Source organism: Leptospira sp. GIMC2001 (assembly GCF_028462125.1).
Taxonomy (GTDB): Bacteria; Spirochaetota; Leptospiria; order Leptospirales; family Leptospiraceae.
The window spans coordinates 2272057-2290801 of record NZ_CP115468.1; the positions used below are offsets into that span (position 1 = coordinate 2272057).

The 18745-nt window shown below is 34.3% G+C and carries 11 protein-coding genes; 2 read left to right on the forward strand and 9 right to left on the reverse strand.

All coding sequences use genetic code 11. The features are described 5' to 3' along the window. Positions 1 to 6 precede the first annotated feature (6 nt). Entirely contained in the window at positions 7 to 1458 is a 1452-nt protein-coding gene (locus O4O04_RS12085; protein WP_272531967.1) for an MBOAT family O-acyltransferase, read from the reverse strand. Positions 1459 to 1515: 57 nt separating this feature from the next. After that, the gene (locus tag O4O04_RS12090) at positions 1516 to 2697 is read right to left on the reverse strand and encodes a class I SAM-dependent rRNA methyltransferase (protein ID WP_272531968.1); all 1182 of its coding nucleotides are present in this window, start codon (positions 2695 to 2697) and stop codon (positions 1516 to 1518) included. A gap of 206 nt (positions 2698 to 2903) precedes the next feature. Between O4O04_RS12090 and O4O04_RS12095 the strand changes: the two genes are divergently transcribed. Together O4O04_RS12095 and O4O04_RS12100 are read left to right on the forward strand one after the other, a co-directional pair. After that, a complete protein-coding gene (locus tag O4O04_RS12095) occupies positions 2904 to 5390 on the forward strand; it encodes a SpoIIE family protein phosphatase (protein WP_272531969.1) in 2487 nt (828 codons plus the stop codon). Positions 5391 to 5510: 120 nt separating this feature from the next. Continuing rightward, positions 5511 to 8120 (forward strand): SpoIIE family protein phosphatase, encoded by a 2610-nt coding sequence (locus O4O04_RS12100; protein WP_272531970.1) that lies wholly within the window; start codon positions 5511 to 5513, stop codon positions 8118 to 8120. 11 nt (positions 8121 to 8131) lie between these two features. On the opposite strand, the gene O4O04_RS12105 is transcribed toward O4O04_RS12100, so the two are convergent. Genes O4O04_RS12105 through O4O04_RS12135 form a run of 7 tightly spaced genes read right to left on the reverse strand, consistent with a single transcriptional unit; the run spans position 8132 to position 18741 of the window. Continuing rightward, the gene (locus O4O04_RS12105) at positions 8132 to 9001 is read right to left on the reverse strand and encodes an undecaprenyl-diphosphate phosphatase (protein WP_272531971.1); all 870 of its coding nucleotides are present in this window, start codon (positions 8999 to 9001) and stop codon (positions 8132 to 8134) included. 27 nt (positions 9002 to 9028) lie between these two features. Then, on the reverse strand, positions 9029 to 9745 hold the full coding sequence (locus tag O4O04_RS12110) for a lipoprotein LipL31 (RefSeq protein ID WP_272531972.1): 717 nt from the start codon (positions 9743 to 9745) through the stop codon (positions 9029 to 9031). Between the two features lie 26 nt (positions 9746 to 9771). Next, positions 9772 to 13242, reverse strand: a complete 3471-nt coding sequence (gene mfd / locus O4O04_RS12115) for a transcription-repair coupling factor (protein WP_442915893.1) — start codon at positions 13240 to 13242, stop codon at positions 9772 to 9774. A 2-nt stretch (positions 13243 to 13244) separates the two neighbouring features. After that, the gene (gene panC, locus O4O04_RS12120) at positions 13245 to 14093 is read right to left on the reverse strand and encodes a pantoate--beta-alanine ligase (RefSeq protein WP_272531973.1); all 849 of its coding nucleotides are present in this window, start codon (positions 14091 to 14093) and stop codon (positions 13245 to 13247) included. A gap of 22 nt (positions 14094 to 14115) precedes the next feature. After that, positions 14116 to 15405, reverse strand: coding sequence for a histidinol dehydrogenase (gene hisD / locus O4O04_RS12125; protein ID WP_272531974.1), 1290 nt, complete (start codon positions 15403 to 15405; stop codon positions 14116 to 14118). A gap of 47 nt (positions 15406 to 15452) precedes the next feature. Beyond that, entirely contained in the window at positions 15453 to 16628 is a 1176-nt protein-coding gene (locus tag O4O04_RS12130; RefSeq protein WP_272531975.1) for a DUF5683 domain-containing protein, read from the reverse strand. Next, complete coding sequence (locus O4O04_RS12135; protein ID WP_272531976.1) at positions 16618 to 18741, reverse strand: FecR family protein; 2124 nt, start codon at positions 18739 to 18741, stop codon at positions 16618 to 16620. Before O4O04_RS12135 ends, O4O04_RS12130 begins: the two co-directional genes overlap by 11 nt. Between the last annotated feature and the right edge of the window lie 4 nt (positions 18742 to 18745).

Below are 18745 nucleotides of genomic sequence, written 5' to 3' on the forward strand. Positions count from 1 at the left end.
AATATCCTAAAATTGAAAATATATAAACTCTGCTGTCTCAGGAGAATACAATCCCAATACAAGCATACAGAACAATCCAAATAGAAACAAATAAATCAGACCTAAGATATTTGGTTTAAATCCTTCCCATTTTATTTTCTGTAGATAGTTAAATCCAAAGGTTAAGATCAACGAATAGGTAACCATCTCCCAACCTTTTGCTTTGATACCAGATTGAAAGCTATGCATAGAAATTATCAAATGATATGCGATTTCAATATTTTCGGAATTGAAGAAAGCACAACCTATTAACCATACCCATTGAGTGAATACAAAACCAAGAATCAGATAAAATGCATATCTAATTCTAGTTTTATTTGTATCCCCTTTGTCTAAATTGGAATTGAGGAATGGAAGGTAGTGACTGAGTTCTCTTTCAATAGCTACCATAAAACCATTCCATGCACCCCAAATAATATAGGTGTAATTGGCTCCATGCCATAGACCACCTAACGTAAAGGCTACGAAAAGATTGAATTGGTTTCTAATTGGAGAAGATTTAGATCCGCCCATAGGAAAATACAAATAATCTCGAATCCAAGTAGCTAATGTATAATGCCATTTCTTCCATAACTCTCTCACATTTGTTGTGAGAAATGGAGCGAGAAAATTTTCTGGAAGCTCCAAACCCAATAACTTGGACAGACCTCTTGCCATATCCGTATAACCTGAAAAATCGCAGTATACCCGGACAGAAAATCCTAATACAGCAAGCCATCCTGAAGTCCAATCATACAAACTCGGATCTGTGTAAATTGGTTGTATAATTGGAAATATATTATCTGCTATAACTATTTTCTTTAGAAGTCCTTGTAGAATAAGATAGATTCCTTGAAATACCTTGACTGAATCTGGTCGAATTGCATTACGCAATTGATAAAAGAAATCACTATGGCGAATGATTGGCCCTGCAACTAAATGTGGAAAATAGAATATGAATGTGAAGTATTCTAAAAACCCTTCTTTTTGCTCTATCTTTCCATTATAGGTATCCACAGCATAAGCAATAAAAACAAAACTATAAAAACTAATTGCCAGTGGTAAAAGTATTGAAGGAAAACCTGACCAAGATTCAATCCAACCATTAAAGTTATTGGTCTGTAGAAATTCCAATCTTGTTACTTTGAAAAGAAAATCCAAGAATAGATAAAAATATTTAAAGAAAAATAAATTACCTACATCCAAAATCAGAATTGAATAGAACAAAACCTTTGACTTATTCTCAAAAAGCTTCATTACAAGAATATAATTTACTACTGCTATTGCGAGAAAGTGAAGTGTAAATAAAGGAGACCAAGCAGAATAGAAGAGGACTGAAGCAATTATGAGTAAAACAAGTTTTGATTTACCTCTAAAATTCCAATAGAGGATATAAACAAGTAAGAAAAAAAATGCAAAACTAATAGATGTAAATTTCATGAATTCATATTCCTTATCCTAATGTTTACAAATTGGGTCAATCAAATTGTGATAGATTCAAGAGACGAAGAGCAAAAGCCCTTTTAAATACTCACCTTCCGGATGGAAAATATCTACAGGATGATCCAAAGGTTGACCTAGTTTTTCTATCACTCGAATTTCTCGCTTGCTATCCTTTGCTGCACCAAAGACAATTTGGCGAAATAATTCACTGCTAATATGCTGCGAGCATGAAAAGGTAAAAAGGATTCCATTCTTTGCAATTTTTAGCATAGCCTGTAAATTGATATCTTTATAACCCCGAGCAGCTTTCTCAACAGTCGCCTTGTTCTTTGTAAAAGCTGGAGGATCGAGTACAATTAGGTCGTATTCATCCTGATTCATTTTTCTTAAATAGTCAAAACAATCCTCGGCTTTATTCTCAAACTTTGCACAAACTTGACTGTCAAAATTTAAGGATTGAGTGAGTTCTGCAATGTCCAACGCCTGCTTTGAAATGTCTACATTGACAACGCGTTTCGCATTTCCAGCCATTCCATAAATTCCGAATCCTCCAGTATAACTAAAAGCGTTCAAAATGTTCTTATTCTTTGAAAATTTCCTAAGTAGATTTCGATTATCACGCTGATCTAAGAAAAAACCCGTTTTCTGTCCGTCTATATTTGGTCTTATGAATTTAAGCTTATTCTCTAGAAAATAATTATCTTGATCAGAATTTTCTTCAACCAATTCTTCTAAGTCGCGTTCACTCTTTTGTAAATAAATAGTTTTTATTTTCTTAGAATTAAGAAAATCTTTGATTAAAGCAAAATTTTTATTCCAAAATAAATTCTTCAACAAGACAACCGCTACATCGTTATAAATATCAATCACAAGTCCTGGAAGAAAATCACCTTCAGAATTTATCAATCTATAAGAATTTGTTACTTGAAGATCAATAAAACTCATACGAAGCTTGAACGCATTTTCAAATTTGTTGATCCAAAAGTTATTATCTATATGACTGCTCTTATATGTTTCATCAGAATATTGAAAAATTCGTATGGGAATTCTCCCTTCTTTATCATAAATTCCGAAACCAACTAAGCCTTGCGAGTCCCAGATTTCCAAACAATCCCCATCACCTACCACACCTTCAATTTTATGAATTGCGCCAGAATAGATCCAAGGGTGGCGTGAATTTCTAAATGCTTTTTCACTTTTTCTATTTAAAATAAGTTTGGCAAAAATTTGGGACATAATGTTCAATTTTCCTTGTTCGCTTTTACTGGAAAGTAAAAATATTTCCAATATATGTATACATACGTTAAGTATCATATACGAATTCCTGCAAAATAATCGCAGATAACATAATTATAGTTATTTTATAATCCTATCAGAAAATTAAAATTTGCAATTCTAACAAATCTACATCAATTGATTCTTACACAAAAGAGAGGTGTTAAATGTATTTATTCTCAATAGTTTTCTTTTTATTCACAGGCATTCTCTACTCCGAGGATTTCAGGCAGTGGGATTACAAAATAGCTGACCGCAATTGCATTCAACAACTAATTCATAATAATTGGAATCTTATGAATTGTTACTTCAATGAAAATGATACCTCTGAATGGAACTCAATTCAATTGCCAAAAAATCTTAGTTCGCTTGAAACTGATAAAGACTCAAATAATATATATTGGATTAGAAAGAAATTTACAGTTGAAAACTTTGATCCAAATTCACCTCTCTCGATCAGGATGGGAATTATACTGGATCGAGATCGAGTCTGGTTGAATGGAAACTGGATAGCGGGAACAGGAGAATGGAATTCTGATCAACCACAAGCCTATGACAAAATTAGAATATACAATCTTCCAGAACAATTTTTAAACAGAAACGAAGAGAATGAAATTACAGTTTTGGTTAAAAGATATTTTCCTGAAGAAATCGGAATTGGCCAAGATGAAGTTACTATAGGCTACACTCATGATTTAGACCGAGACTTCTACTCTGAAGAAGGTTTTAGACTGGGGTTTTTAGTCTTATATGGGACTGTTGCATTCTATTTTCTTTTTTTGTATTTAAGGAGAATGAAAGATAAAGAATATTTATTTTTTGCTCTGTTTACAATAAATCTAGTTGTTTATCAATTTTTCCGAACTCAGAGTAAATTTTTCCTAGAGCTAGAATTTCACTTTCTTAAGCAAATTGAATATTTGGTTTTGCCAAGTTTTATTCCTTTAATGGCACATTTTATTCGATATTTTATAAATCATAAGTATTCGAATTTTATGAAATTACTGGATTTCATGTCCATTTCAATTTTTCTTATTTTTCTATCCGTAGGCAGCATTATAGAAATGGACTACTGGAATCGAAATACTTTACAGCCTCTTTGGATACTATATGTCCTAAATTCTCTATCTTTTCTCATCTCAGAAACGAGGAAGAAAAATCTTGATGCTGCCTTAATACTACTAGGTATTCTAATGATCGTTGTATCAGCTGTTTATGATATTTTAGGAGCAAGATTTTTGTGGAACCAACCGAGAATCTCTGGTTATATTTTTTTATTCAATGTAATTTTTCAAGGTCTTCTACTTGCAAATCGTTTTGTTCGTCTCAATAAACAAGTTGAAGAGTTGAATTCCAATTTGGAAATAAAAGTTCAAGAGCGAACGGAAGAATTGGAAAATACATTGAATAGAGTAAATGAATTGAAAGTTCAGCAGGATGGAGATTATTTTCTAATTTCTCTTTTGCTGAGTCCTCTCCATAGAAATAAAAATAAATCTTCAACAATCCATTCAGAAATTTGTACAATACAAAAGAAAAAATTCGATTTCAAAAATCGACAGTATCAGATCGGAGGAGATCTTACACTTACGGAAGAAATTGAATTGAACGGAGAATCCTATTTACTTTTTATTAATTCAGATGCAATGGGCAAATCTATTCAAGGAGCAGGTGGATCCCTAGTATTAGGTGTTGTTATTGAATCTATCTTAGCAAGATCAGCCTCACTTACCAACAGGAATAAATATCCTGAAAAATGGATTAAGGATTCTTTCAATGATATACAGAAAGCATTTGAGACTTTTGATGGAAGCATGTTTGTTTCAATTATTCTCGGCCTAGTCCATATTGATTCAGGTTTTGTATACTACTTCAATGCAGAGCATCCCAAAATTATACTATTAAGGGATAGTAAAGCAGAATTCTTAGAGACAGATGATGATAGGCATATTTGGAAAATGGGAATTTATGATAACGAAAATAGATTTAGTGTTTCTACTTTTCAGATGAAAGAAAACGATATATTGATTTTTGGAACAGATGGACGTGATGATATATTGATTCTCAGTGAATCAGGCGAAAAAAATATGAATGAAAATGAAAATTTATTTCAATCCGTTGTGTCCAAAATGAACGGTAAATTGCATGATATTGTAAATGAGTTAAAATCTTTAGGGGAACTATCTGACGATCTCTCTTTATTAAAAATATCTTATTATCCGATCAATCAAAATAAATATACAAATGATAATAGATTTCTTTCACATTTCAGACGTGCACGAAAATCACTGACTTCCAGAAATATTAAACAAGCAAAATACTATTTCGAAAAAGCGCATTATCTAGATCCTCAGAATCTAACTGTTTTGAAAATACTTTCCAAGCTATATTATTCAGAAAAAAATTATGAACTTGCCTTAGAATATTCCACGCGAGTTAATAAAATCGATCCATCAGCTATTGATTATTTGTTCATCCAAGCTAAGTCTCTAAAAAAATTAGGACTTATAAAATCTGCAATTGATACCGCAGAAAGGCTGCGTCTTAGAGAACCGCAAAATCCGAACTACAAAGATTTTCTAATATCTTTATACAATACCTCCTATATCAGACCTAATCCGATCAGTAAATCATCTAATTTGAAGGCTGCCTGAATTGATCAATCATTCTAATTAAAATTGTTGATCAAGTTTTTATAAAGATTTGAATTCTAAATTGGATTACTGATTCAGATTAAAGCTTGCCGAATAAGGATCATTGTTTATTAAGTAAGCATGATCCCAAGACTACTTAGTTTTATTTGTTTTGCCATTGTAATAATTTCAGGTATTCCAATTCTCCATGCAAAAGAGTCCATAAGTGTACAAAATGTTCTTGATTTAGATTCAGTAGTTGATCTTGGAGGTCTAGAACAGGATTCAAATTGGTACATAACAAAAGACCGATTTTCAATAGAAACTTTAGAGAAAAATTTACCATCAAATTCCAGTAACACAGTTGAATGGAGAAAATACAATCCCCCCTCTAGCCTTTTCAATTTATATCCGGACTGGGCAGGTAATCGCAATTTTACTGCTGTAAAATTGATTCATTTACCTGCTAAGTGGGAAGCTCCACATATTTCCATAAGACTTGGTATTATTTCCGATCGTGATAAACTGTATATTAATGGAAATTACATTGGTGGAATGGGTGAATTTGGTTCGGAATATCCTCAAGCCTATGATCGCATTAGGATTTATAAAATTCCCAATTCTGTTCTAAAACCAGATTCCGTTAATACTATCTTAGTCGAGTTGGAAACTTTTTTTGAAATTTCTGGTGGAATGGAGCAAGATCGTTTAGAGATAGGACCAAGTGAGATTCTAGAAAAAACTTTCTTCCGAGATGAATATGTAAAACTTCTTTTATTGATGATTTATCTAACCGTTGGAATGTATTTCCTATTTTTGTTTCTACGCCGAAGGAAAGATTCAGAAAACTTGTATTTCGCACTCTTTACATTTTCATTAGTCATATATCAATTTCTAAGAAACCAAATGAAATACGAACTTGGTATAGATTTTTATGTTATGAAAAAAGCTGAATATTTAGTTCTTCTCTTATTGATCCCATTGATTTTCCACTTTCTAAGGACTTTCTTCCAATACAAATACCATTGGTTTTATAAATGCACCGATTTAATTCTGTTTGGTGTTTTCGTTAGTATATCAATATCTTCTAATGTAATATTTTATGATCTTGTAAATAGAAATGTTGTTCAACCAGTCTGGGTTTTATATATCATTGGAACTTTTTATATCCTTATAGCTAAATCAATAAAAAAAGATTTAGATGCGATGCTGATTTTGGGTGGATTTTTCTTTCTAGTAATAGCAGCAATTTTGGATGTATTAAGTACGAGAAATATTATTGTTTTTCCTAGAATGGTTGGATATGCTTTTATTTTCTTAATTCTTAGTATTGCAATAATCCTTGCAAATCGATTTGTAAGACTGAATAGCCAAGTTGAAGAATTGAATGCAAATCTCGAACAAAAAGTAGTTGAGAGAACAGAACAATTGAATCAAACGTTAGGTGAAGTTCAGAAATTAAAAGTACAACAAGACGGTGACTATTTTTTAACATCGTTACTTCTCAATCCTTTAATCACAAACCAAACTGTAAGTGATAAGATCAATATTGAATTTTTTACTCAGCAGAAAAAGACTTTCGAATTCAAAGGAAAAACTCATGAAATCGGTGGGGATATAAGTATTTCATCGAACCTTCAACTAAAAGGCAAGCAATACACAGTCTTTATCAATGGTGACGCTATGGGTAAATCCATTCAAGGAGCAGGAGGTGCCCTAGTTCTTGGTGTTGTGTTCAATGCAGTCTTAACAAGATCGAATTCCGAATCCAATAAGAATCGTCATCCTGAAACTTGGATCAAAGAAACATTTATCGATCTACAAAGAATTTATGAAAGCTTCAACGGCTCAATGCTCGTTTCCATTGTATTAGGATTGATTGAAGAAGATACTGGTCTTTTGTATTATATCAATGCAGAACATCCTTGGAGTGTGCTCTATCGAGATGGAAAAGCAAGTTTTTTAGAAAATGAGCTTGTCCTTAGGAAATTAGGTTTTCCTGGAAATGATTTTAATTTCTTTGTCAAAACTTTTCAACTGATGCCAGATGATGTGATCTTCGTTGGATCGGACGGTAGAGACGATATACTTCTTGGATATGACGAAGAAGGACATCGTATCATCAATGAAGATGAAAATATATTTGTAGATGTTGTTGAAAAATCCAGAGGCGATTTATCAATAATAGTAAAAAAATTAGAGACAATGGGTCAATATACGGATGATATCACCTTACTCAGAATTGCTTATTCTGCTTCAGACATAACTCATGCATCAGAATCGAATTCAAATTTCCGAACAGAAATTGAACAAAGTAAAGAACTTATAAAGAAAGGAAAATATGAAGAAACTATTTCTTACCTAGAAAACCAAACGGGAAGCAATAGTACAGAGAATGAAACAATCGCAAGCTTACTCGGACAAACGTATTTCAAACTGAAAAATTGGGAAAATGCTTATTCTAATCTAGAAATCGCATTGGATAAAAAGCCGTCCAATACGGAATTGCTATTTTATGCTTCTTACTCAGCCAAAATGATAGGGAAATTTGCGAAAGCTATGGAATACGGCGAGCGATCCTATATAAGAGAACCAAATAACACCAAAAATACGGTAAATTTGGCTGATATCTATATCAAGTTATCGCAATTATCTAAAGCGGAATTTCTCATAGACAGAATTCTTGCTGAAGATCCTGAGAATAGAAATGCCCTCATTTTAAAAAACAAATTGGAAACCAAACAAGTTTAGTAAAATTAGTTCTAACTCAAGAAGATATAGAAAAGAACGATGCTTCCAAGAATGATACGATAGTAACCAAAAATATTAAAGTTATAACGCCTAACATAGTCAATAAACCATCGAATGATGAAGACACATAGAACAAAAGATATAAAACTACCGACAAAAAGGATTAGTAATTTCTCAGAATCCAAAATATGTCGATGTTTCCAAAGTTTATAAATTCCAGCTGCAACCAAAACAGGAACCGCAAGAAAGAAACTATATTCTGCTGCCTTCTGTCTGCTCAGCCCGAGTGATCGACCGGCAATAATGGTTGCTAGTGATCGGGATACTCCAGGAATTAGAGCGATGCATTGCACAATACCAATTACAAAACTTTGTCTAATTGTTAAAGTATCTTGATGGGAAGTATGCTCTGGGTTAGATTCATTTTGATTATTTTTTTTGAAATATATTTCTTGAAATAGAATCACAAAGCCACCGAGAAGCCAAGCAAGTCCAAGAATCCCTAGGAGATTCTCACCTGATTTAATTCCATCCAATAGATTCCTAAATAGAAAACCAATTGCCATGATTGGAAGACTTCCAATCAAAAGTGAAAGCAAAAATTTGAATCCACTGTCATCTTTTGAAGAGCGAGTGAAAAATAAAAAGCAAGCAACCGTTTCTTTTTTAAACCTTGCAAAGTATAAATAGATTACACTAAGTATAGCGCCACTCTGAATGAATATATCAAATAAGTCTTCGAAGTCTTCTCGATTGGATTCAAATCCAACGAAAGGAAAAAAGTTTGCAAATAAAAATAAATGACCTGTAGAAGATACAGGTAAGAATTCTGTAATCGCTTCGAGGACTGCTCGAAGCGTTGCATTTAAATAATCACTCATGAGAGGGAAATTAAACTAAGAATAGAATTAAGGTTTTGGTTCTTCTTTTGAATCCGAATCTTTAGAATCACTGGATTCTTCTTTAGAATCAACCTTATCCATACCTGGCAAAGATTCAGAAGCAAGATACGCATCCAAGTCGAATTTTTCGTTATGTTTTATAGAAACTCCTTCTTTGATACGTTCCATAACTTTAGGGAGAACTTCTTGAGACTTATTTCTCTTAATGGTTCCACGTCCTAACATAACGCATTTGTCAATTGGCATTGCAGCAAGCTGTGCATTCTGTCCACGCAACCTTGCACATTCAGCTTTTGCTTCATCTTCAGTAATCTTAATTCTTTTCTCGACTTGTTCTTGAATGTACAATTGCGTAATAGTTTGCATTTGAACTTGCTCAAGAATCTCTTTTATGTCTTGTCGAGATGTAAATCCAGATTTTTCTGCAGCGAGCTTAGTCATAAGCATCTGTCTATAATTGTCATAAAAATTCTTTTTTTGAAACTGATAATTCAAAGCTTGAAATTGCTCAGGCACTTCATCGATATCTTTTGATATGAATTCAAGCAAATTTTTCTTCTCAATGTTTTGCATACGACTCATTGTTTCGATTGCGGCTTCGTATGAACTTTCGAATCGTTTCACAGTGATTTTTTCACCATTCAGAGATTCAATCAATTCTGAATTGTCACCGCAGTTAAGGAAAGAGAGGAATAGTAGGGAGCTGATTATTAATTTTTTCATTGTAAAAGCCTATTTTTGATTACTTTTTAAGATTTGGAAGGATTGTCCATAACGTTTTTAGTTTTTTTCCTTGGTTGAACTTGAATCAATAGATTAAAAAGTTTTGATAATTTTTCTTCTTCATTCTTCGCATTGTGTTTATATCTAAGAATACTTGGTTCGCTTGGAGAAATATTTAAACCAGGTGTCTTAGAGATCAAATTTACAACAGAACTAGCATCACCTTTAAACTCGAGTCCTGACTTAATCCGTATTTCATCACCGGCTTCCGACAGTGATTCAAAACCAAGACTAGAAGCAACAGTACGAATTCTTTCTAAAAGTAAGAAAGTTTTAGCAATCGTTTTAGGTTCTCCAAATCGATCAATCAATTCCATTTCTACTTCTTCCAACTCTTCAAGACTGACACATCCTTCAAACTTCTTATAGAATTCAATTTTCTGTCGATTATCAGGGATATAATCATCGGGAAGGAAAAAGTTAGTGCTCAGGTTGATTGAAGTTCTAATCTCAACTTCAATCTCTTCTCCTTTAACGCGCGCTATAGCTTCATCAAGCATTTTAACATAGAGATCAAATCCTACTTCAATGATATCGCCCGATTGTTCAGAACCTAGTAAATTACCCGCACCACGTATTTCTAGGTCTCGCATTGCTACTTTAAATCCAGATCCAAGTTCTTGGTATTCATAGATTGTATTCAATCTTTTCTCAGCGACTTCAGTCATTACTCGTCCTGGAGGGTGAAATAGATATGCATAAGCCTTTTTATCACTACGTCCTACTCTTCCTCTAATCTGATAAAGCTGTGAGAGTCCAAATGTATCAGCTCTTTTGATTATCAAAGTATTTACATTCGGCATGTCGATTCCAGACTCGATAATCGTAGTTGTAACTAGTATATCATAATTTTTATTATAGAAATCCATTAAAATTTCTTCAATCGAATCATCATCCATTTGTCCATGCAATATCCCAACTGATAATTCAGGCAAAAGGTCCGTTAAATACTTCGCTTCCGATTCAATACTCTCCACTCGATTGTAAAGATAGAAAACCTGCCCTCCCCGTTCTATCTCCCTTCGAATTGCCTTAATCAAAACTTCTTCACTTTCCTCCATCACATAAGTCTCAACTGTCTGCCGATTTTTAGGTGGTGTAGAAATTATAGAAAGATCGCGTATTCCAGTCAGTGCCATATGTAGAGTTCTCGGAATTGGAGTTGCTGTTAAAGTTAAAACATCTACCATATGTTTGAATTTTTTAATGGTTTCTTTATGATTCACACCAAACTTCTGTTCTTCGTCAATGATTAACAAACCGAGATTTTTTGGTTTCATGCGACTGCTCAAAACTGCATGCGTTCCAATCAAAATATCCAATTCACCTTTTGAAAAATCTTCTAAAGATTTTTTTATTTCGGATGCCGTTTTGAATCGCGAAATATAACCCACTTTAATTGGATAGCTCGCGTATCTTTCCGAAAACGTATTAAAATGTTGCAATGAAAGTATCGTTGTCGGACTCATAAGTAGAACTTGCTTACCAGCCATGATAACTTTAAACGCAGCACGAATCGCAACTTCTGTTTTGCCGTAGCCAACATCACCGCAGACCAAACGATCCATAGGTTTAGTATTTTCCAAATCCGACTTTACTGCCTCAATTGCAGATAACTGATCCGGTGTTTCTTCATACTCGAAATCAGCCTCAAACTCTTCTTGCCAAATGGTATCTGGTGGAAATGCGTAGCCTTTGTATTTCAAACGATTCGCATACATACGAACTAAATCTTCTGCTAACTTTTCAATTGATTCGCGAACTCGCTCCTTGGTTTTTTTCCAATTATTCTTGCCAAGTGAATCAAGTCGAGGATGCTCTGTTCCTCCCACATAACGCTGAACTAATGATATCTGATCCAGTGGAACAAAAAGGCTTGCACTTCCAGAATATTCTAATTTAATATAGTCACGCTGTTTACCATCAGCTGTAACTCGTTCAATCGTTTTGAAGCGGCCGACACCATGATTTATGTGTACAACATAATCACCCTCTTTCAAATCTAAGAAAGATTCAATAGCACGAGATGGGGCTTTTTTATACCGAGTTTTTCTTTTGTATTTGCGTCCAAAAATATCGTTTTCTGTAAAAACAATCAATTTATCATCAGGCAATTCAAATCCACGACCCAATTCAGACAATACCAACAAAAATCTAGAGGAATTGTTATCTTCAATGCTGATAAGCTTTGGTTCCTCATTGCCTGGATTCAATCTTTTGATGCCATGGGTTGAAAATAAAGATTCTAAACGATCTGTTTGCTGTATAAATGAAGATGTTATGAGTATTTTTGAACCATCCTCATCAGCTAATACTGATTCGATGGTTTCTCGTGCTTCCCTAATCTTACCTTTGAATTCAACAGTGGGTTTTGCATTTATAATGATGGAATCTTCTTTTCCTTCTGGTGGAGGTAACCTGTGAAAACGAATTGAAGGCTTTTTTTTGTCAGTCAAAACAGAGAATTCTTCTTCAAATGAAAGCAATTGCTCTGGCGAACACGCAAGACTATGCTCTTTCTTCTTTTCATACAAAGTTTTCATTTCTCTTTCCAATTGAAAGGCTCGCTCTTGTAAAACTTCGAAATTGGAAGCAAGTATAATTGGTTTGTCTTTTTTAAAATAGCTCAAAAGTCCAGTATTCTTTCGAATTAACGGAATCAATTCTTCAACGACCAAAAGAGTTTCTTCAGGTTTTTTTAAATTACTCTCTGAATTTAGAATATTATAATACTCTTTTTTTTCATTCTCAGATAGAATATATTCGTCAGCAGGAAGAATCGTAACAGAAGGAATTTGGCCTAATGATCGCTGTGTCAATGGATCAAAAGCTTTGATATCTTCAAGAGTATCTCCGAAAAAGTCCAATCTAATCGGATCTCTTGAATGAGAAGGGAAAATATCAACAATCCCACCTTTTACAGAAAAAGTTCCGAAATGATCACAAATTGTTCTACGTTCATAACCAAGTCGAACCAGATCTCGGAGTAAGTTCTCTTGCTCATATTCCTGATTTGGAACAAATTCAATCGTGCGTGAGAAGACATCTTCATGTTTTGGGACTGATTGAAGTAATGCAGTCACGCTTCCAATAAATAAAGAAGGTATTCCTGATAAAATTCTATTCAGAGCAAGAACTCTGTCTCTTTTGATATCTGGTGGAACATGAGCCCATTCATAAGGTATTGTCTCAGATCCAGGAAAATAATAAACTTCCTCTTGATCAATATAGCTAATCATTTCTCGATAATAAGCTTCCGCTTCAAAATTTGTTGGAAGAATAATTATAAGGGATTTGTTTTCTAATGCTTTGTAAAGGATCGCCGCTTGAAGTGATGAAGCCGCATCAGTCACTGAGTAAAAATCTAAACTTTTATTTTGATTTTCCTTTAATTTCGTTTTTAGTTGAGGAATGTATTTTTGAATTATCGTTTGCAAACTTAATTTTGAACCACTATATTATCTATCAATCGAACCTTTCCAGCAAATACTGCAATCGCAATAAGAGAATCGCCTTGCAGATCTTCTTTTGTTTCGAAAGAAATTGGATCGACAATTTCTAAATAATCAATTTTTAACAAAGTACTGCTATTGATCACATCACTTAGGATTTCAATTAAAGTATTAGGATTTTTTTCTCCTTCCATAATCAATTTCCCACCTAACTTAAGTGTGCGAGGAATAAGTTCTGCTGCATTTCTTTCTCGATCGGACATTTTTACATTCCGAGAACTCATAGCAAGTCCATCTTCTTCTCTAATCGTATCAACTCCAATCACTTGAATCGGAAAAGATAGATCTTCTACGAATTGATGAATGATTCTAAACTGTTGATAATCCTTTTTACCAAATATAGCAACATCTGGTTGAACTAAGTTAAACAATTTACCAACAACAACCAAGACGCCTTCAAAATGTCCCGGCCTTGTTTTGCCGCATAATTTATCCATAAGTCTAGGAAATTGAATCAAAAGATTGGGAATACCTTGAGGATAAATCGTATCGGCTGAAGGAAGGAATAAAATATCCACATTCGCTTGAATGCATTTTTCTGTATCGCCTTCTAAATCAACTGGGTATGTTTTCAAATCTTCAGGATTATTAAACTGCAATGGATTAACAAAAATACTAACTACAACTATATCTGCATATTTCTTAGCTTCTTCGATCAGACTAATATGCCCTGCATGCAAAAAACCCATGGTCGGAACAAATGCAATCTTTTGACCCAGTTTTTTATATCCCATTGACAGGCTCAAAATTTCTTCAGAAGAATTAACGATCTTCATATTTATTATTTATGGTCCATTTCTAAGATTTGTTACGAAGATAAACTGAATGTCCATGTTCTTCTTCAAGTCCTTCCGATTCACTCATCAGTTTTACATGAGGATAGAGTTTTGGTATTGTTTCTTTGCGAATTTCTTGATACGTTATTCTCTTTAGAAAATGCTCTACTCCCAAAGAAGAGAACAATCGTGCCCCACCTGCAGTTGGAAGAATATGATTGGTTCCACTTATATAATCACCCATAGCAACTGGTGAATAATGACCTAAGAAAACGGATCCTGCATGTTGAACTGATTCGAAAATTTTATTTGGATCTTTTGTCATAATTTCTAAATGTTCTGGCGCATAGAAATTTGAAAAAGCAACACAATCTTCCATATCATTTACTTTTAACAAGAAGCTATTCTTCTCAATTGCTGTTTTTTTAATATTCAATCGTTTGGTTCTAGTCTCAAATGCAATTTCAATTTCTTTTTCTACAGCATCCAATAATTGTGCAGAGGGCGAGATCAATATTGCAACTGAATCCTCACCGTGTTCAGCTTGTGAGAGCAGATCACAAGCAACCCACTCCGGATTTGCAGTATCATCAGCTATGATTAGTACTTCACTTGGACCGGCCGGGCTCTCAATTCCGATAATACCCAAACCCGATAAATAGGTTTTGGCAGCAGCTACAAATGCATTGCCTGGTCCTACGATAAATTCAGATTTGCTAATAGACTCAGTTCCATATGCGCAAGCAGCAATTGCCTGAGATCCACCGACTGTAATTATTCTATCAATTCCAGCAAGTTTTGCCACATAACCAATAATTGGCGGAATTCCATCTTTCTGAGGAGGTGTTGCAAGTTGGATATTCTTTACACCAGCAAGTTTTGCTGGAATCGCTCCCATAAGAATTGACGAAGGATACAATGCTTTACCACCGGGAGCATAAACAGTTACAGAATCGATCGCAGTGTATTTGATTCCAAGTCGATTGCCTGCCACTTGCTTTTCCCAATTCTTGGGAATTTGGTTTTTATGGAATTCTTCAATATTATTTTTTGCAATTAGAAAGGCTTCTTTCAAGTCCTCAGGAATTCCATTCTGTTCAATCTCGTTTGGATCCCATACAAATTTTTCAGGTACCCAGCCATCAAATTTCGAAGTATATTCTCGAACGGCAGAATCCCCATATTTTTTTACATTATCTAATATTGGTAAAATAAGTTTAATGGTTTCGGATAAATCGTCTTTTGCCCGAGAAATGATATCACTAAAGGTTTCAGGCTTTCTTAAATCGATGGAACGTTTCTGAATCCCCATAGAATCCAGATTTTGATTTTAAACCACAACAACAAGCTTTTTACAATCTAAAAGCGCATGAAGATCTCAAGATGGTTATAAGTTTCAGCGGTTGAAGGCTCAAAATTGCTAGCTCTTCGAATCACTGAATTTGCTCTAATTTCCATCTGTTCACTAACTTTGAATCCTTTGTTTTCGTTCACTGCAACATTTCTTCGCACAGACAGAAATGCATCTACAATGTTATAAAGGGCAAAAAGTCCAACAGCGCCCGCTCCAATTTTTATTTGGTCCAGTCGAGATCTAGCAGCCTCATATTTCGCAACAGATTCTTGATTGTTATAAAGAAATAACAAATCATTTGAACTAGTCGATGTTAGTATAAATCCAAATTGAACAGCTTCATAGTATTCCTTTCTTGCGCCTAGAAAATCTTGGTATGACTTTGCATAAACACCAACAGCTGCAAGTAAAACAATAGGATAGGTGTATAACTTCCAAGACTTGTCATCAATATATTCTTGACCCCAGCCTGGAAGAATTGTAGATCTCCACATTGTACTCCAATAAGGTGTGTCATAATAATCTGGAGGAATCTCATTATTATTGATTCGAGCTTGCCTTTGGGCAATTTTCTCAGCTTGTTCTTTATCTCTTCCAAGAATAAAATTTCTCTGATTGACTGCGATTTTCTTTTTCGGATTCTCTAATATAAGGTCATATGCCCCAGTTTCAGGGAAGTCTTCAATTTTAAAATCTGCCTTTGCAGTTTTTCCATCTTTGCTAATTTCTACTTTAACGGGAGTTATAACTTTACCATCTTTCTTAAGATAGACTTTCATATTATCCATGAAATCATTACCAGAAATTTCTAGTCTTTTCAATGTCTCGTCTTTACCAGCGCTATACACTTTCCGGTCATTGAGAATTGGCAACCTAGTCTGAACGACCTCAAATGGTTTCCAGTCCGTATAGCCCTCCACTTTACCGAACTTATTGATCACACCAACCCTATGTTCATAGATCCCTGGTTCTACGTTGGCAAGTTCATAATTACTGACCGATGTTTTCTCACTCAAAAAAACTTTTCCAGACTTGGTTCTTGCTTCTACAATATAGCCTAACGCTCCGGGGATTGCTTCCCAACGAAGATTTACATCCGAAGGTGCCGAATCTTGAGCATTCAATCCTAACGAATAGGATAACAGTAATAATGTGAAAAGTATTTTTATTTTATTCCACATATACTTTCTCCGGAGAAAGAATCTTTGTTTGAATGCCAGTGGTTAGAGTAATAAAGAATTCTGCCTTTTCGGATAGAGACTCTGTGGAAGTTCCATCTGGATTTTTTAAGAATGTTTTGACTTCCCAACGGAACTTACCTTGGTTCAATTTAGTAAGATCACGCATTTCGTATCGAGTTTCACGAGTTTTAATAGAGAATACCTCTCGCTCACGTAAACCCGTCGTATCAAATAATTGCACCATATATCCATCTGAATCTGTTACATTTGACCATTGAAAAACCAAACTATCCCGCGTTGTCATATCAACAGTTTGATTTCTTGCAGGAAAATTCAACTTCGGTGGAAGAACTTTCGTTACTGTCGTGAATGAAAAAATCGAAGAAAGCGTTTTCTGAGAATTTCCCTCCCAATTCAATCTCCAATAGTAAGTTCCAGGTTTAGGAAGATTCACCACTTGAGACAAACCACTTACTTCTTTCGAAATAACAGGATTCTCGAAACTTGGTTTATTGCTTATTTCCAGCAGAGTTTTGCCAGACTTGGGCAGTGCTTTCCAGCTAAAAGTCATAGTTCCATTTTCTGGAAAATCTTCACGTGCGCGGTCCGATGGTCTAACAAGCGATAGCTGAACTCCTTCTGTAATGTTAAAAGAATAAATATTGGACGCTTTGTTATCCGATCCAGATTTAGCTGTCCCTACGATTTTCCAATAATATTTACCTGGAGCTATGTCATTTTTCCATTTAAAATAATTTGTCTTAACTGTCTCAGTTAAAATTGGATTTGAGATATTGGGATCATTTCCAACTGTTAGAGTAAACGAAGCATAATCTTTATTGTCCTTCCAAGCAAAAAACAGTCCAGTCTCAGGAACCGCAATTTTTTCGATGGATTTGCCATTCTGTGGATCTAGTAATTGAGGGGCTTCCACCTCAGTCTTAATCCCGATAGAAAAACTCCCAATTTCGCTAACTATATCTTTCTGATCTTGAAGTGAAGACTTACCAGTTATTCTAAAAAAATAAGTTCCTACTTCTAAATCATTGAATGCGATGGAATTATTTCTTGTTTCTTTCGTTGCCAGTGCACTTGCAAAGCTACGATCCTTTGCAATTTCTACTTTATAAGAATTGGCAAGATCGATTTTGGACCAAGAAAATGAAACAGGAGGAATCGATGAACCTTGAAGATAAGAAATTACTTGACCAGAAGTTGGTGTAAAAATTCGAATATTCTCAGTTTTTAATAATGTAAAACGAGAAGTAGCAGTAGATTCATCTATACCTTTCTCTTTATATTTCAATCTCCAATAATAAGAGCCTGGAACTAAATCTGTTTCAAAACTAGATTGCTTGAGATCAGCCTTTTTTATGATTCTACGAAACCCAATATCGGATGCAATTTCTATAGAAACTGGAAGATTCTTTTTCGATTCATCCGATGACCAAGAAAATTTTACTCTTTGTGATTTGCCTGGAATTGAGCTAATAGATCGATCCGAAGGAGTCAATAACTTATAATTTTGGTTTTTGACAGATAGACCTGAGTCACTAATTTTAGCTGTCTGATCTTCAGATACAGTTTGCTCTTGATCACCACTCAGAATTTTCGAAGTACCTGATCCAACTTTGATATTGAGTGAATCTCCTGTTTTATCCATTGATAACTCACCAGATCCAACTTTTATCGTGCTGTCTCCGGTCTGAATACTGATTGCAGAATCACCTGCTGCTCCTTTACGATCCGCGGACACAGTTCCATAAGCAAAATTCAAATTGTAATTTTTGTCAGAAAAATCTACGAAGATCATAGAATTCTCACCAATTTGAATTTCGGTTCCATCTTCCAAAGTTAGAACCGCATCACTGCTTTTTTCTGTACGGATTGTATCTTTATTTCTAATCTCTGTTGAAGTTGTAATTGATTCCCAGATAACTTCATTATCATATTTTCTTTGAATAGTTCTGGTTTTAAAAGTTAGGATTCCAATTGTCGGATTGTCTCCCGCTTCAATTTTTTGAGTAAAACTCAAATAAAGTAAAAACGAAAAAATTCCTGCCACAACTAGAAGAATCGGAACTGTGACGGCTGTTTTATTTAGAAATCTCATGAAT

Bases quoted from the DNA above. Each gene is read 5' to 3' on its own strand.
- O4O04_RS12085 (WP_272531967.1), bottom strand. From the start codon at position 1,458: ATGAAATTTACATCTATTAGTTTTGCATTTTTTTTCTTACTTGTTTAT.
- O4O04_RS12090 (WP_272531968.1), bottom strand. From the start codon at position 2,697: ATGTCCCAAATTTTTGCCAAACTTATTTTAAATAGAAAAAGTGAAAAA.
- O4O04_RS12095 (WP_272531969.1), top strand. From the start codon at position 2,904: ATGTATTTATTCTCAATAGTTTTCTTTTTATTCACAGGCATTCTCTAC.
- O4O04_RS12100 (WP_272531970.1), top strand. From the start codon at position 5,511: ATGATCCCAAGACTACTTAGTTTTATTTGTTTTGCCATTGTAATAATT.
- O4O04_RS12105 (WP_272531971.1), bottom strand. From the start codon at position 9,001: ATGAGTGATTATTTAAATGCAACGCTTCGAGCAGTCCTCGAAGCGATT.
- O4O04_RS12110 (WP_272531972.1), bottom strand. From the start codon at position 9,745: ATGAAAAAATTAATAATCAGCTCCCTACTATTCCTCTCTTTCCTTAAC.
- panC (WP_272531973.1), bottom strand. From the start codon at position 14,093: ATGAAGATCGTTAATTCTTCTGAAGAAATTTTGAGCCTGTCAATGGGA.
- hisD (WP_272531974.1), bottom strand. From the start codon at position 15,405: ATGGGGATTCAGAAACGTTCCATCGATTTAAGAAAGCCTGAAACCTTT.
- O4O04_RS12130 (WP_272531975.1), bottom strand. From the start codon at position 16,628: ATGTGGAATAAAATAAAAATACTTTTCACATTATTACTGTTATCCTAT.
- O4O04_RS12135 (WP_272531976.1), bottom strand. From the start codon at position 18,741: ATGAGATTTCTAAATAAAACAGCCGTCACAGTTCCGATTCTTCTAGTT.